The following is a 14862-nucleotide window of genomic DNA, read 5'->3' on the forward strand; positions in this document are numbered from 1 at the left end:
GTGTCCCCGAAGCGGCTGCCGCATGCCACCGTTTTGATCGATCGGAGATCGTTTCCGCAGGTCAGATTAGGTTTGCCTAAGTGACGCAGGGCACCGTGGGGTGCGGCACACGCGGCTTGCCCGGTCCGGAGGAATTACGCAACAATGGCGTTGTGAAAAACGTCGGCGAGGCACCCCACGAGGAGCTGGCGACCGGGGAGCGGTCCACCCGCAACCGGGTCGCGCGGTCCATCCTGGACCACGGGCCCTCGACCGTCGCCGAGCTCGCCGAGCGGCTGGGCCTCACCCAGGCGGCCGTACGCCGGCACCTCGACGCCCTCACGGGCGACGGTGTCGTCGAGGCGCGCGAGCAGCGGGTGTACGGCGCGCGGACCCGCGGCCGCCCGGCCAAGGTGTTCGCCCTGACGGACTGCGGCCGGGACGCCTTCGACCAGTCCTACGACAAGCTCGCGGCGGACGCCCTGCGCTGGATCGCCGACCGCGAGGGCGGCAACGAGGCGATCGCCGCGTTCGCCCGCGCCAGGATCGCCGCGCAGGCGGGCGCCTACCGCCGGGCGGTCGAGACGGCCCCGCCCGAGAAGCGGACCGAAGCACTGGCCAAGGCCCTGAGTGCCGACGGGTACGCTGCTACGGCGCGCAACGCGCCCCACCCGCAGCAGGGTGAGCAGCTCTGCCAGCACCACTGCCCGGTCGCCCACGTCGCCGAGCAGTTCCCGCAGCTGTGCGAGGCGGAGACGGAATTCTTCGCCGAGCTGCTCGGTACGCACGTACAGCGGCTCGCCACCATCGCGCACGGCGACGGCGTCTGCACGACGTTCATCCCCAAGATTTCCCACAACGCATCTGCAAGCACGGCCGGGAGGAACCCCGCATGACTCTCCCCACGGAGACTGCCCACCCTGAGCTGGAGGGCCTGGGCAAGTACGAGTACGGCTGGGCCGACTCCGACACGGCCGGCGCCTCTGCCAAGCGCGGCATCAACGAGGACGTCGTCCGGGACATCTCCGCCAAGAAGAGCGAGCCGGAGTGGATGACCAAGCTCCGCCTCAAGGGCCTGCGCCTCTTCGAGAAGAAGCCCATGCCGAACTGGGGCTCGGACCTCTCCGGCATCGACTTCGACAACATCAAGTACTTCGTGCGCTCCACGGAGAAGCAGGCGGAGTCCTGGGAGGACCTGCCGGAGGACATCAAGGCCACGTACGACAAGCTCGGCATCCCCGAGGCGGAGAAGCAGCGCCTCGTCGCCGGTGTCGCCGCGCAGTACGAGTCCGAGGTCGTCTACCACCAGATCCGCGAGGACCTGGAGGAGCAGGGCGTCATCTTCCTGGACACCGACACCGCGCTGAAGGAGCACCCGGAGCTCTTCAAGGAGTACTTCGGGACCGTCATCCCCGTCGGTGACAACAAGTTCGCGTCGCTGAACTCCGCCGTGTGGTCGGGCGGCTCCTTCATCTACGTGCCGCCGGGCGTGCACGTGGAGATCCCGCTCCAGGCCTACTTCCGCATCAACACGGAGAACATGGGCCAGTTCGAGCGGACCCTGATCATCGTCGACGAGGGTGCCTACGTGCACTACGTCGAGGGCTGCACCGCCCCGATCTACAAGTCGGACTCGCTGCACTCCGCGGTCGTCGAGATCATCGTCAAGAAGAACGCGCGCTGCCGCTACACGACCATCCAGAACTGGTCGAACAACGTCTACAACCTGGTCACCAAGCGCGCCGTCGCCTACGAGGGCGCGACCATGGAGTGGGTCGACGGCAACATCGGCTCCAAGGTGACCATGAAGTACCCGGCCGTCTACCTGATGGGCGAGCACGCCAAGGGCGAGACGCTGTCCATCGCCTTCGCGGGCGAGGGCCAGCACCAGGACGCCGGCGCCAAGATGGTCCACATGGCGCCGAACACCTCCTCCAACATCGTCTCGAAGTCCGTCGCGCGCGGCGGTGGCCGCACCTCCTACCGCGGTCTGATCGAGATCGGTGAGGGCGCCCCGGGCTCCAAGTCGAACGTGCTCTGCGACGCGCTGCTCGTCGACACCATCTCCCGCTCGGACACCTACCCCTACGTGGACGTCCGCGAGGACGACGTGTCCATGGGCCACGAGGCGACCGTCTCCAAGGTCTCCGAGGACCAGCTCTTCTACCTGATGAGCCGCGGCCTGAGCGAGGACGAGGCCATGGCGATGATCGTGCGCGGCTTCGTCGAGCCCATCGCCAAGGAGCTCCCGATGGAGTACGCGCTGGAGCTCAACCGGCTGATCGAGCTGCAGATGGAGGGCGCGGTCGGCTGACCCGCCCCCTCGACAGCAGACGTCCTACTCAGGAAAGAGAGCACTACGACAGCCATGGCTGAGGCCCAGAACTCCCCCACTCTCGGCTCCGCTCGAGCGGGGGGACACCCACCGGTGGGCTCCACCACCGCCGGCTCGATCGCGGTCGCCGCGGAGTCGACCGTCGCCACGCGCATGAGCGCGCCCCCCTCCTTCGACGTGGCGGACTTCCCCGTCCCGCACGGCCGTGAGGAGGAGTGGCGGTTCACCCCGCTGGAGCGCCTGCGCGGCCTGCACGACGGCACCGCCGTCGCCAACGGCACCGGCGTGAAGGTCGACGTCCAGGCCCCCGAGGGCGTCACGGTCGAGGCCGTGGGCCGCGACGACGCCCGGCTCGGCAAGGCCGGCACCCCGGTGGACCGGGTCGCCGCCCAGGCCTACTCGGCGTTCGAGAAGGCCTCGGTCGTGACCGTCCCCAAGGAGACCGTCCTCACCGAGCCCATCCGCATCTCGGTGCACGGCGAGGGCGGCACCGCCTTCGGCCACCAGGTGATCGAGCTGGGCGCCTTCGCCGAAGCCGTCGTGGTCATCGACCACACCGGTGACGCGGTGCTCGCCGCCAACGTCGACTACCTCCTGGGCGACGGCGCCAAGCTCACCGTCGTCTCCGTCCAGGACTGGGACGAGAAGGCCGTCCACGTCGCCCAGCACAACGCCCTCATCGGCCGCGACGCCTCCTTCAAGTCGGTCGTCGTCACCTTCGGCGGCGACGTCGTCCGGCTGCACCCGCGCGTGAGTTACGCCGGCCCCGGCGGCGAGGCCGAGCTGTTCGGCCTGTACTTCACCGACCAGGGCCAGCACCAGGAGCACCGCCTCCTGGTCGACCACAACGTCCCGCACTGCAAGTCCAACGTCGTCTACAAGGGCGCGCTCCAGGGTGACGACGCGCACGCCGTGTGGATCGGCGACGTGCTCATCGAGGCCAAGGCCGAGGGCACGGACACGTACGAGATGAACCGCAACCTGGTCCTCACGGACGGCGCGCGCGTGGACTCCGTACCGAACCTCGAGATCGAGACCGGCGAGATCGTCGGCGCCGGTCACGCATCGGCGACCGGCCGCTTCGACGACGAGCAGCTCTTCTACCTCATGGCCCGCGGCATCCCGGAGCACGAGGCCCGGCGCCTCGTGGTCCGCGGCTTCTTCGCCGAGCTGGTCCAGCAGATCGGCCTCCCCGACATCGAGGAGCGCCTGATCGCCAAGATCGAGGAGGAGCTGGAGGCGGCGGTCGCATGACCTTCGTACGCGCCTGTGGCCTGGGCGAGCTGGAGGAGGACACCCCGAAGCGGGTGGAAGTCGACGGCACGCCCCTGTCCATCGTGCAGACCGAGGGCGAGGTGTTCGCGATCCACGACATCTGCTCGCACGCGAACGTCTCCCTGTCGGAGGGCGAGGTCGACGACTGCCACATCGAGTGCTGGCTGCACGGCTCGCGCTTCGACCTCCGATCCGGCAAGCCCGACGCCCTCCCGGCGACGCGCCCCGTCCCCGTTTACCCCGTACAGATCGATGGGGACGACGTGCTCGTCTCCCTCACCCAGGAGTCCTGAGGCATCCATGGCAACGCTTGAAATCCGAGACCTGCACGTCACCGTCGAGGCCGACAACGCCACGAAGGAGATCCTCAAGGGCGTCGACCTCACCGTGAAGCAGGGCGAGACGCACGCCATCATGGGCCCCAACGGCTCCGGCAAGTCGACCCTCGCCTACTCCCTCGCGGGTCACCCGAAGTACACGATCACCGGCGGCACCGTCACCCTCGACGGCGAGGACGTCCTGGAGATGTCCGTCGACGAGCGTGCCCGCGCCGGTCTGTTCCTCGCGATGCAGTACCCGGTCGAGGTTCCGGGTGTCTCCGTGTCGAACTTCCTGCGCACCTCCGCCACCGCCATCCGCGGCGAGGCCCCCAAGCTGCGCACCTGGGTGAAGGAGGTCAGGGAGGCCATGGAGCGCCTCAACATGGACCCGTCCTTCGCCGAGCGCAACGTCAACGAGGGCTTCTCCGGCGGTGAGAAGAAGCGTCACGAGATCCTCCAGCTGGAGCTCCTCAAGCCGAAGATGGCGATCCTCGACGAGACCGACTCCGGTCTGGACGTCGACGCCCTGCGCGTCGTCTCGGAGGGTGTGAACCGCGTCCGCGAGACGGGCGAGGTCGGCACCCTGCTGATCACGCACTACACGCGCATCCTGCGCTACATCAAGCCCGACCACGTGCACGTCTTCTCCGGCGGCCGGATCGTCGAGTCCGGCGGCGCCGAGCTCGCCGACAAGCTGGAGAACGAGGGATACGAGGCATACACGAAGGGTGGCGCATCCGCGTGACATCGCTGCCGGGCCTCCTCGACGCAGAGGCGATCCGCAAGGACTTCCCCATCCTGGACCGCCAGGTCCACGAAGGCCGGAAGCTCGTGTACCTGGACAACGCGGCGACCAGCCAGAAGCCGCGCCAGGTGCTGGACGCCCTGAGCGAGTACTACGAGCGCTACAACGCCAACGTCCACCGCGGTGTGCATGTGCTCGCCGAGGAGGCCACGGCGCTGTACGAAGGGGCGCGCGACAAGGTCGCGGAGTTCATCAACGCGCCCTCGCGCGACGAGGTGATCTTCACCAAGAACGCCTCGGAGTCGCTCAACCTCGTGGCGAACATGCTGGGCTGGGCCGACGAGCCCTACCGCGTGGACTCCGACACCGAGATCGTCATCACGGAGATGGAGCACCACTCCAACATCGTGCCGTGGCAGCTGCTCGCGCAGCGCACGGGCGCGAAGCTGAAGTGGTTCGGCCTCACCGACGACGGGCGTCTGGACCTGTCGAACATCGAAGAGGTCATCACCGAGAAGACGAAGATCGTGTCCTTCGTGCTGGTCTCCAACATCCTCGGCACCCAGAACCCCGTCGAGGCGATCGTGCGCCGCGCCCAGGAGGTCGGTGCGCTGGTGTGCGTCGACGCCTCCCAGGCCGCGCCGCACATGCCGCTGGACGTACAGGCCCTCCAGGCCGACTTCGTGGCTTTCACCGGCCACAAGATGTGCGCCCCGACCGGCATCGGCGTCCTCTGGGGCCGCCAGGAGCTGCTGGAGGACCTGCCTCCGTTCCTCGGCGGCGGCGAGATGATCGAGACGGTGTCGATGCACTCCTCGACCTACGCCCCGGCGCCCCACAAGTTCGAGGCGGGCACGCCCCCGATCGCCCAGGCGGTCGGCCTCGGCGCGGCGATCGACTACCTCGGCTCGATCGGCATGGACAAGATCCTCGCCCACGAGCACGCGCTCACCGAGTACGCGGTCAAGCGGCTGCTGGAGGTCCCCGACCTGCGGATCATCGGCCCGACCACGGCCGAGGAGCGCGGCGCGGCGATCAGCTTCACCCTCGGGGACATCCACCCGCACGACGTGGGCCAGGTCCTCGACGAGCAGGGCATCGCGGTCCGGGTCGGCCACCACTGCGCGCGGCCGGTCTGCCTGCGCTACGGAATTCCTGCGACCACGCGAGCGTCGTTCTATCTGTACTCCACGCCGGCCGAGATCGACGCGCTGGTCGACGGCCTGGAGCACGTACGGAACTTCTTCGGCTGAGGGGCGTGCTAGACGGTGAAACTGGACTCCATGTACCAGGAAGTCATCCTGGACCACTACAAGAACCCGCACGGGCGGGGCTTGCGGGATGGCGACGCCGAGGTGCACCACGTCAACCCGACGTGCGGTGACGAGATCACGCTGCGCGTGAAGTACGACGGCACCACGATCGAGGACGTCTCGTACGAAGGCCAGGGCTGTTCGATCAGCCAGGCGAGCGCGTCCGTGCTGAACGACCTCCTCGTCGGCAAGGACCTCTCCGACGCGCGGAAGATCCAGGAGACCTTCCTGGAGCTGATGCAGTCCAAGGGGAAGCTCGAACCCGACGACGCGATGGAGGACATCCTGGAGGACGCGGTCGCGTTCGCCGGGGTGTCCAAGTACCCGGCCCGGGTGAAGTGCGCCCTGCTGAGCTGGATGGCCTGGAAGGACGCGACGGCCCAGGTACTGGGCGGAGCCGACGCCGAGAAGGAGACGACGGCATGAGCGAGACCGTTGAGATGAAGCCGGCCTCGGAGGAAGAGGTCCGTGAGGCGCTGTACGACGTCGTCGACCCCGAGCTGGGCATCGATGTCGTCAACCTCGGCCTGATCTACGGCATCCACATCGACGACGCGAACATCGCGACGCTCGACATGACCCTGACGTCGGCGGCCTGTCCGCTGACCGACGTCATCGAGGACCAGGCGAAGTCCGCCACGGACGGCCTCGTGAGCGAGCTGCGCATCAACTGGGTCTGGATGCCGCCGTGGGGCCCCGACAAGATCACGGACGACGGACGCGAGCAGCTGCGTGCTCTCGGGTTCAACGTCTGAGATCCACTGACGCGCGTGAGGGCGGCACCCATCCCGGGTGCCGCCCTCACGCATGTCCGGGTTCAGTCCAGCCCGGACACGATCTGGAACGACGCGTCCGCGTAGAACTGGTGACTGTTCTCGAAGGGATCGAGGCGGAGCTGGAAGTTGCGGTGGCGCAGGAAGCGGCCCGGGTAGTTGACCGACTCCAGCGTGAGCGTTCCCGAACGGGACCAGACGCGGGGGCAGAACGTGGCGTCCTGGCGGAAGAGGGACGAGCCGTCGTTCGTGTCGGCGACCAGGACGAAGCTGCGGTGGCGGAGGTAGCGGCCGTCCGCGGTGGTGAAGGAGTAGCAGGAGGAGTCGGAGAGACCGGCGACGCGCTGGAAGGTGGCGTCCTCGCGCTGCTCGGAGCCCGATCCGATCTGGTCGAGGCGCACATAGCCGTCACGCACCCGCCAGTAGCGGTCGGAGAAGTTGGCCGAGCGTATGGATATGCCGTGGGAGGACGGCGGCTTCGGCTTCTTCGAGGGAGCGGGGGACGCCTTCGGCGGCTTCGGCGCCTTCTTCCGGGGCGTCGGGCTCGGGGAGGCGGTGGGAGCGCTGCTGGTCGGGGTGGGGGAGGGGTGAGGACGGTCCGCGCCGGCCTTCTCGGCGCCGCCCTTCGACGGGGTCGCGAAGGAGATCAGGCCGCCCGGGGCCGAACTGCTGAGGGTGGTCGGCTCCGCCGCCCGGTTCTCCTGCTCGCCGGACTCCCGGTCCATCACGGTGACGGCCGTGACGCAGGCGGTGATCGTGGCCAGGGCCAGCGCACCCGCCAGCCAGAGCCGTCGCGTGCCCGGGGCGCGGGTGGTGTCCGGGGCCCAGCCGCTCTCCCAGGGGCGGTCCTGCGGCGGCCGGGACTTCTGTTCTGACATGCGCTGTTCCTCCGGCGGGGCACCCTTGACGGCGGCGCAGTTGTGGTGGCCCGGTGTGTGATCGGTGGACACCGTAGTGGACTGGTGGGGCGCCTGTGGCGCATTTGGTGAGAGCGGTTTCTCTCCGATATCCAACACCTGCTTGTGTACGGGCGTACAGATGTTGTGTACGCTCGTACACATGGGTTATCTGCTGCTGGCCGGGGCCATAGCCGCCGAAGTGGGCGCGACCACCGCCATGAAGTACAGCGACGGGTTCAGCAGGCTCGGGCCCTCGCTGCTCACGCTCGTCGGCTACGTCCTCTCCTTCGCGCTGCTCGCGCAGACCCTGAAGACCGTCTCGGTCGGCACGGCCTACGCGATCTGGGCCGGGGTCGGAACGGCCGCCATCGCCACCATCGGGATCGCCTTCCTGGGGGAGGGCATGACCGTCGCCAAGGCCGCCGGGATCGCGCTGATCATCATCGGGGTCGTAGTGCTGAACCTGGGGGGTGCGCACTGATGCCGCGGCGCCATGACCCCGAGCGACGGCAGCGGATCATCGACGCGGCGATCCGGGTCGTCGGCTCCAAGGGCATCGCCGGACTGAGCCACCGCAGCGTCGCCGCCGAGGCGGACGTGCCGCTCGGCTCCACGACGTACCACTTCCGCACCCTCGACGAGCTGATGGTCGCCGCGCTGCGGCAGACCAACGAGGGCTTCGCCAAGATGGTCGCCTCGTGCGGCGGCCTGGAGGACCCCCGCACCGATCTGGCCGCCGAACTCGCCGGATGGATCGGGGAATGGCTCTCCGGTGACCGTACGGGTGTGGAGCTGGAGTACGAGCTGTACCTGGCCGCCCTGCGCCGGCCCGCCCTGCGACCCGTCGCCGCCGAGTGGGCCGAGGGGGTCGCCGACTTGCTGTCCCCGCGCACGGACCCCGTCACCGCACGGGCGCTGGTCGCGGTCGTCGACGGCATCTGCCTCCAGGTGCTGCTGACAGGGGTGCCGTACGACGAGGAGTACGCACGCGAGGTACTGACGCGGGTGCTCGCGGGGGCTGCCGGATGAGGCCGGGGTGACTGCCGGGCCACCTCGGCCGGCGGGCGCGGGGCTGTCGGTGGGGCGTCCCTGAGGGAGTCACCCGTACGCGGGTGTCCGTGCTGTTGAGGGGCGTCTTGAGGGAGTGGATACCGCCCGTCCCGTGAGACGGCCCCGTACGGGTTCGCATCCATCGGCGTCCGCCGGTTAGGTTGCCCTCATGACCGACACGACTGCTCCTCGCACCACCGGCGCCGTGGCCGCCGGCCTCGCCACGATCGCCGCCGACGGCACCGTTCTCGACACCTGGTTCCCCGCGCCCGAGCTGGCCGACCAGCCCGGCCCGTCCGGCACCGAGCGGCTGTCCGCCGAGCGTGCCGCGGAGCTGCTCGGCGGTGGCGCGACCGCGGCGATCGGCCCGGACGCCCGCCGGGGTGTCGAGGTGGTCGCGGTCCGCACGGTCATCGCCTCGCTCGACGAGAAGCCGATCGACGCGCATGACGCCTACCTGCGCCTGCACCTGCTCTCCCACCGCCTGGTCAAGCCGCACGGCCAGAGCCTGGACGGCATCTTCGGCTTCCTCGCCAACGTCGCCTGGACCTCGCTCGGCCCGGTCGCCGTCGACGACCTGGAGAAGGTGCGGCTCAACGCCCGCGCCGAGGGCCTGCACCTCCAGGTGACCTCCGTCGACAAGTTCCCGCGCATGACGGACTACGTGGCCCCCAAGGGCGTCCGGATCGCCGACGCCGACCGGGTCCGCCTCGGCGCCCACCTCGCCGAGGGCACCACCGTCATGCACGAGGGCTTCGTCAACTTCAACGCCGGCACGCTCGGCACCTCGATGGTCGAGGGCCGCATCTCCGCCGGTGTCGTGATCGGCGACGGCTCGGACATCGGCGGCGGCGCCTCCACGATGGGCACCCTCTCCGGCGGCGGCAACGTCATCATCTCCGTCGGCGAGCGCTGCCTGATCGGCGCCGAGGCGGGCGTCGGCATCGCCCTGGGCGACGAGTGCGTCGTCGAGGCCGGTCTCTACGTCACCGCCGGCACCCGTGTCACCATGCCCGACGGGCAGATCATCAAGGCCCGCGAGCTGTCCGGCGCCTCCAACATCCTCTTCCGCCGCAACTCGGTCAGCGGCACGGTGGAGGCCCGGCCGAACAACGCGGTGTGGGGCGGACTGAACGAGATCCTCCACAGCCACAACTGACGGTCCCACGGCGATCCGTACGGCCCGCACGTCCCGTACGGATGACCCGGCGTGACCTCGCGGTGGTCTTGGCAGATGAACGGGTGGACGCAGTGTCCGATCAGAAGCCGAACCGACGAAACGAGGACCGGGGCATGAGGAACGAGCGGGGGCGGACCGCCGTGCGCGGGCTGGCCGGGGTGGCCGCGGCGCTGGCGGTGTGCTGGCTGCCGGCGGGCGCCGCGCACGCCGACGAGACCAACACGGACTCCCACAACGGCCACCGGGTCGGTCTGATCAACGTCAACGTCGGACAGATCGACGACCCGGCGGAGGACGTGCTGGAGCACACGCTGCTGTTCGGTGACGGGTACGCCTGGAACTGAACCGGCAGAGCATGCGGGACGGCCCGCACCGCAGTCGCCTGCGGTGCGGGCCGTCCCGTTCTCGTTGCCCGCCGGTGGCATAGCGGGGCGCCCCCGCACGCGTCACAGGAAGTACGGGGGGCGGGCACAGGGTCCGTCCCGGGGGAGAGCGAAGGTGACGATGGATGCCCAAGCGCAGGAGAACTTCCGGGAGTTCGTGGCGAACCGGTCGTCCGCGCTGCTGAAGACGGCCGTCCTGCTGAGCGGCGGCGACCGGCACGCGGGCGAGGACCTGCTCCAGAACGCGCTGATCAAGGCAGCGGGCCGCTGGCACCGCATCGACGAACCCGAGGCCTACGTCCGGCAGGTCCTCTACCGGCAGCAGGTCAGCCGCTGGCGCCTGAAGTGGCCGAGGCGTGAGCTGAGCGTCGCCGAACTGCCCGAGACCGGCATCGACCCGGACGCCTCCGGCGCCGCGGAACTGCGCCTGGTGATGCGCGGCGCGCTGGCCCGGCTGACCGCGCGGCAGCGCACCGTACTCGTGCTGCGCTACTTCGAGGACCTGCCCGAGGCAGAGGTGGCCCGCATCCTGGGCTGCTCCGTCGGCACCGTACGGTCCGCCACCCATCGCTCCCTCGCCCGGCTGCGCGCCCTCGCCCCCGAACTGGCCGCCCTCGGCCCGGCCGCCGCCGAGCAGCGGCCCTCCCGTGACTACTCGCCCGTGGAGGTGCGTCAGTGAACGTCGACGAACTCGTGCGTGACGCACTGCGCGATCAGGCCGACGGGCAGCCGCCCGTGGGCCCCGGCTTCGCCGACCGCGTCCTGACGGTCCGCAGGCGCCGCCGCAGCCGCCGGCTCGCGACCGTCGCCGCGGCGGCCGCCGCCGTGATCACCGTCTCCCTGGCCGTGCCCCGACTGGACTCCGGCAAGCAGGACGTACGTCCCTCGGGCGGGATCGAGCAGACCGGCATCACCGCCCACCCGGACCAGTCGCCGCCGCGCGACATGATCGCGGCCGGGCGGGTCGCACTGGCCGCGTACTTCACCACGAAGAACGTCGTGCAGTCCGCCGACCGCGCCGTCTCCCAGCGCACGTACTGGCTGCTGAACCCGAGGACGAAGAAGTACGCGAAGGACGACCGCTGGTCGTACGTCGCGGTCGCCCCCGGGCTGACCACCGCCGCCGTGCTGGAGCGGGACCTTCCCGTACCGCGCATCGGGCTGCTCGACCTGGCGAGCGGTCAGGTCAAACGGTGGGTCCCGGTCGACCGTCCGGTGGCGGGGGTCGAGTTCTCCACCGACGGCAGGAAGCTCGTCGCGACGACCTACAGTGACAACCCCGACCGCCGGGTGAAGACCGACGGCTCGGAGGGCTGGGACGCCCCGTTCACGGAGTCGGACCGGACCGGTTTCCACGTCATCGACGTGGCTTCCGGCAGCAGCTCCTGGGCCGGGGTGGAGGTCGGCGGGGGTGCGCACAACCCGGACGTGTTCCTCAACTCCCGTCAGGACTTCGCGTTCACCCGCGACGGCCGTCTCGTATGGTCCGGGATGCCCACCGAACCGGGCGAGAAGTTCTACGACTTCACCGGCGGGGAAGTCCCCGCGCCGGCGCTGGAACGGTACCGGGACTGGTTCGTCGACGCGGGGGTGTCGCCGGACGGGCGGCTCGTCGCCGGTCAGTTCGCGGGGCGGAAGTGGAAGACGTCGTCCTTCGTCCTCGACGCCCGCACCGGGAAGCAGCGTGAGGTGCGCGGACAGCAGTTGCTGGCGTGGGCGGACGGGAACTCGCTCGTCGCCTGGGACATCGGACCGGACGGGAACGAGTACCACCAGCGGCTGGTCCTCGTGACCATCGGCGGCCGGAAGACGGTCCCGCTCAGCGACTTCCGGTCGCCCAAGGACAACACCAAGGGGCGGTGGGAGCCGGTGTTCGCGGTGCGGTGATCAGGCCTCGGAGAGGTCCGCGTGCAGCGACAGCAGGGTGTCGGCCGTGGCCGGGTCGGCGGCCCGGAGCGGCGCGCGGACCGGGCCCGCGGGGAGGGCCAGGGCGTTCAGGAGCGCCTTGACCGTGACGGTGCCCGGCAGGCCCGCCGACATGACCGCCTCGATGAGCGGGGTGGCCCGCTGCTGGAGGCGGGCCGCCCGGGCGGTGTCACCCGCGTCGAACGCGTCCAGGACGGCTCGCAGCCGGTCCGGGACCACGTTGGCGACCGTGCTGACGTAGCCGGAGCCGCCCACGGCGTAGAGCGCGAGGTTGTGCTCGTCGCACCCCGCGTAGTACGCCAGGTCCGTGCGCGCCAGTACCTTCTGGGCGGCCAGGAAGTCGTTCGAGCAGTCCTTGACCGCGACGATGCCGGGGTGGTCGGCGAGCCGCAGGATCGTCTCCGCTTCGATGCGGGTGCCGGTACGGGCCGGGACGTCGTAGACCATGAGGGGGAGTCCGGTGGCGTCCGCGACCTCACGGAAGTGGGCCTCGATCGCGTCCTGCGGGGGGCGGCTGTAGTACGGCGACACCACCAACAGCCCGTCCGCGCCCGCCTTTTCCGCCTCTCGGGCCAGTTCGGTGGTGTGGCGGGTGTCGGGGGTGCCGATGCCCGCGACGATCCGTGCCCGGCCGCCCACGGCCTCGCGGACGGCTGTGATGAGGGCCGACTTCTCGGCGTCCGTGGTGGTGGGGGACTCGCCCGTCGTTCCGGAGAGGACGAAGCCGTCGCAACCGTCGTCGGCCAGGCGGGAGGCGAGGAGCTGGGCGCCGTCGAGATCGAGGGTTCCGGAGGCGGTGAAGGGGGTGATCATCGCGCAGAGGGTGCGCCCGAAGGGTGTCGTCATGGGGGTAGTGTCGGCCTGCCGACCTTGTAGCTCCACTTAAATCTTCTACTGAGTGAGGTTAAGCGATACTACGAGGTATGGCGGAGCGGGGCGGGTACTCGGGGGTTCCTACTTCTCGAGAGGAGGCGGAACACCGTGACCGGAACGATGGACCATCGGGTCGTGCGCGACGAGCACCACTCCGTGGGCGAGCTCGTCAATCAGGCCGCCGAGCAGGCCTCCCGGCTCGTGCGGCAGGAAGTGGCGCTCGCGAAGGAAGAACTGGCCGAGAAGGGACGGCGGGCGGGGCGGGGCGGCGGGCTGCTCGGTGCTGCGGGTGCCGTCGCGTACGCCGGGTTCCTCGCGCTGGCCGGTACGGGTGCCGCCGCGCTCTCGCTGGTGCTGCCCGTGTGGGCCGCCGCGCTGATCGTGACGGGGGTGCTGTTCGTGATCGCGGCGGTGCTGGCGGCCGTCGGGCGGGGTCAGCTGCGACGGGCCACGCCCCCCACGCCCGAGGAGGCCATCGGCAGCGTCAAGGCGGACGTGGAGGAGATCAAGGGAAGGGCGCATCGATGACGAAGCCGACGGGTGGGGCCAAGGGGCCCGACGAGCTGCGGCGGCAGATCGAGCAGACGCGCAGCGAACTCGGGAACACGGTGGAGGAGTTGGCCGGGAAGGCCGATGTGAAGGGGCGTGCGCTGGCACGGGCGGCCGATCTCCGGGACAAGGCCGGGGCGGTGACGGTGCAGTTGCGCAGCAGCGCGGCGCACGCCGGGCACGCGGTCCAGGACCGTGCGGCGCACGCGGGTCCCGGTCCGGTTCGGACGGTCGTGCAGGCCGGGTTGCGCCATCCGCGGCCGGTGCTCGTGGCCGGGGCGGCCGCGGGTGTGGTGGCCGTCGGCGTGCTGCGCTGGAGGCATGTGCACGGGCATCACTGAGCGGCGGGGCGCGCGAACGCCCAGGGGTGCCGGCTGTGAACCCCTTGACCTCAAGTTTGGTCGAGGTTGAACAGTGGGGTGTGCAGGCAGTCGACGCACCCAACTGGAGCCTTCCATGACCCGTCGGACCGAACAGCACCCCGACCCCACCGACGCTCGCATCGGTGCTTCCCTCTTCAGCACCTGGCGGGTGGGAACCCCCGAGCGGCAGGAGCAGGCCGCGGAGGCGATCGGACGGACGTGGGAGCGGCGTCCTTGGCCGACCACCGATCTGCTGGGCTACCACGTGTACGCCGGGCAGGACGGATCCACGCTGCTGCACTACTCGCAGTGGAGCAGCGAGCAGGCCTTCGAGGCGTTCGTGAAGGTCCACCGGCAGGAGCGCGTCGACGAGATCGACGTCGCCGTGCCGGGGATCGAGCGGGTCGGACTCATGCGCTACCGGCGGTACCGGAGCCTGGAGCGGGCCGCGGGGGAGACGCGGACGCCCGGGCACATCGTCACCGTGCGGATCGACTTCGAGGCGGGTGGCGAGGGGCGCCGTGAGGAATGGGCCGACCTGGTGGTGAAGGCCCTCGAGGACGACCCGGTGGGGAACGCCGGCTTGCTGTCCGCTCATTTCCACCTGAGTGCGGACGGCGGGCATGTGCTGAACTACGCCGAGTGGGAGAGCGCCGAGGCCTACGACCGGGCGCTGGCCGCGCCGCTGACCGACGCGTGGGAGCGGGTGCGGGCGTTTCCCGGGCCGGCGGGGTTCACCGGCAGCCGGTACACGCACGTGCTGGGTCTGCTGCCGGGCTGAGCCGGGAGCCGTGGGGCGGGCCGGACGGCATGTCCGGCTCCTGGAGCATCCTGCCGGTCGCCTACGACAAGATGCCGGCCCTGGTGCAGGACGAGCGGCTGCCCGTCATCTGCTTCACC

At 70.1% G+C, this 14862-nt stretch carries 19 protein-coding genes; 17 read left to right on the top strand and 2 right to left on the bottom strand.

Features of this window, described 5'->3' with window-relative positions; translation table 11 throughout:
- Positions 1-152 precede the first annotated feature (152 nt).
- The 8 genes from AB0E85_RS33470 to AB0E85_RS33505 are packed head-to-tail and all read left to right on the top strand — an operon-like array spanning position 153 to position 6722.
- Positions 153-875: an ArsR family transcriptional regulator gene (locus AB0E85_RS33470; protein ID WP_184844965.1), complete on the top strand. Its 723-nt coding sequence runs from the start codon at positions 153-155 to the stop codon at positions 873-875.
- Positions 872-2293, top strand: coding sequence for a Fe-S cluster assembly protein SufB (sufB, locus tag AB0E85_RS33475; protein ID WP_161367349.1), 1422 nt, complete (start codon positions 872-874; stop codon positions 2291-2293). The genes AB0E85_RS33470 and sufB overlap by 4 nt, the downstream gene beginning before the upstream one ends.
- A gap of 54 nt (positions 2294-2347) precedes the next feature.
- Complete coding sequence (gene sufD, locus AB0E85_RS33480) at positions 2348-3568, top strand: Fe-S cluster assembly protein SufD (RefSeq protein ID WP_361935327.1); 1221 nt, start codon at positions 2348-2350, stop codon at positions 3566-3568.
- Complete coding sequence (locus AB0E85_RS33485) at positions 3565-3882, top strand: non-heme iron oxygenase ferredoxin subunit (protein ID WP_361935330.1); 318 nt, start codon at positions 3565-3567, stop codon at positions 3880-3882. Before sufD ends, AB0E85_RS33485 begins: the two co-directional genes overlap by 4 nt.
- A 7-nt stretch (positions 3883-3889) precedes the next feature.
- A complete protein-coding gene (gene sufC / locus AB0E85_RS33490) occupies positions 3890-4654 on the top strand; it encodes a Fe-S cluster assembly ATPase SufC (protein WP_361935332.1) in 765 nt (254 codons plus the stop codon).
- Positions 4651-5907: a cysteine desulfurase gene (locus tag AB0E85_RS33495; RefSeq protein WP_361935335.1), complete on the top strand. Its 1257-nt coding sequence runs from the start codon at positions 4651-4653 to the stop codon at positions 5905-5907. The genes sufC and AB0E85_RS33495 overlap by 4 nt, the downstream gene beginning before the upstream one ends.
- A gap of 15 nt (positions 5908-5922) precedes the next feature.
- Positions 5923-6393 carry a Fe-S cluster assembly sulfur transfer protein SufU gene (gene sufU / locus AB0E85_RS33500; RefSeq protein WP_033310795.1) on the top strand — a complete coding sequence of 157 codons (471 nt, stop codon included), beginning with the start codon at positions 5923-5925 and terminating at the stop codon, positions 6391-6393.
- The gene (locus tag AB0E85_RS33505) at positions 6390-6722 is read left to right on the top strand and encodes a metal-sulfur cluster assembly factor (protein WP_028809645.1); all 333 of its coding nucleotides are present in this window, start codon (positions 6390-6392) and stop codon (positions 6720-6722) included. The genes sufU and AB0E85_RS33505 overlap by 4 nt, the downstream gene beginning before the upstream one ends.
- 62 nt (positions 6723-6784) lie before the next feature.
- Here the strand turns inward: AB0E85_RS33505 and AB0E85_RS33510 are convergent, their stop codons facing one another.
- Positions 6785-7618, bottom strand: a complete 834-nt coding sequence (locus tag AB0E85_RS33510) for an AbfB domain-containing protein (RefSeq protein ID WP_361935340.1) — start codon at positions 7616-7618, stop codon at positions 6785-6787.
- 181 nt (positions 7619-7799) lie between these two features.
- Between AB0E85_RS33510 and AB0E85_RS33515 the strand changes: the two genes are divergently transcribed.
- From AB0E85_RS33515 to AB0E85_RS33540, 6 genes are all read left to right on the top strand, one after another.
- A complete protein-coding gene (locus tag AB0E85_RS33515; protein ID WP_361935343.1) occupies positions 7800-8120 on the top strand; it encodes a multidrug efflux SMR transporter in 321 nt (106 codons plus the stop codon).
- Positions 8120-8668, top strand: a complete 549-nt coding sequence (locus tag AB0E85_RS33520) for a TetR family transcriptional regulator (RefSeq protein WP_361935346.1) — start codon at positions 8120-8122, stop codon at positions 8666-8668. The genes AB0E85_RS33515 and AB0E85_RS33520 overlap by 1 nt, the downstream gene beginning before the upstream one ends.
- 190 nt (positions 8669-8858) lie before the next feature.
- Positions 8859-9848 carry a 2,3,4,5-tetrahydropyridine-2,6-dicarboxylate N-succinyltransferase gene (dapD, locus tag AB0E85_RS33525; RefSeq protein ID WP_107458664.1) on the top strand — a complete coding sequence of 330 codons (990 nt, stop codon included), beginning with the start codon at positions 8859-8861 and terminating at the stop codon, positions 9846-9848.
- A gap of 134 nt (positions 9849-9982) precedes the next feature.
- A complete protein-coding gene (locus AB0E85_RS33530; RefSeq protein WP_361935348.1) occupies positions 9983-10213 on the top strand; it encodes a hypothetical protein in 231 nt (76 codons plus the stop codon).
- A gap of 160 nt (positions 10214-10373) precedes the next feature.
- The gene (locus AB0E85_RS33535) at positions 10374-10931 is read left to right on the top strand and encodes a SigE family RNA polymerase sigma factor (RefSeq protein ID WP_361935351.1); all 558 of its coding nucleotides are present in this window, start codon (positions 10374-10376) and stop codon (positions 10929-10931) included.
- Positions 10928-12139 carry a WD40 repeat domain-containing protein gene (locus AB0E85_RS33540; RefSeq protein ID WP_361935353.1) on the top strand — a complete coding sequence of 404 codons (1212 nt, stop codon included), beginning with the start codon at positions 10928-10930 and terminating at the stop codon, positions 12137-12139. The genes AB0E85_RS33535 and AB0E85_RS33540 overlap by 4 nt, the downstream gene beginning before the upstream one ends.
- On the opposite strand, the gene dapA is transcribed toward AB0E85_RS33540, so the two are convergent.
- Positions 12140-13024, bottom strand: coding sequence for a 4-hydroxy-tetrahydrodipicolinate synthase (gene dapA, locus AB0E85_RS33545; RefSeq protein ID WP_361935356.1), 885 nt, complete (start codon positions 13022-13024; stop codon positions 12140-12142).
- Between the two features lie 135 nt (positions 13025-13159).
- Here dapA and AB0E85_RS33550 point away from each other — a divergent pair, with 135 nt between their 5' ends.
- The 3 genes from AB0E85_RS33550 (at position 13160) to AB0E85_RS33560 (ending at position 14743) form a co-directional block, all read left to right on the top strand.
- On the top strand, positions 13160-13579 hold the full coding sequence (locus AB0E85_RS33550; protein WP_355838193.1) for a phage holin family protein: 420 nt from the start codon (positions 13160-13162) through the stop codon (positions 13577-13579).
- The gene (locus AB0E85_RS33555) at positions 13576-13941 is read left to right on the top strand and encodes a DUF3618 domain-containing protein (protein ID WP_361935358.1); all 366 of its coding nucleotides are present in this window, start codon (positions 13576-13578) and stop codon (positions 13939-13941) included. The genes AB0E85_RS33550 and AB0E85_RS33555 overlap by 4 nt, the downstream gene beginning before the upstream one ends.
- A 115-nt stretch (positions 13942-14056) precedes the next feature.
- Positions 14057-14743 (top strand): antibiotic biosynthesis monooxygenase, encoded by a 687-nt coding sequence (locus AB0E85_RS33560; protein ID WP_361935361.1) that lies wholly within the window; start codon positions 14057-14059, stop codon positions 14741-14743.
- The last annotated feature ends 119 nt before the right edge of the window (positions 14744-14862 follow it).

The sequence above is a fragment of the Streptomyces sp. NPDC029044 genome (assembly GCF_040637495.1).
Taxonomy (GTDB): Bacteria; Actinomycetota; Actinomycetes; order Streptomycetales; family Streptomycetaceae; genus Streptomyces.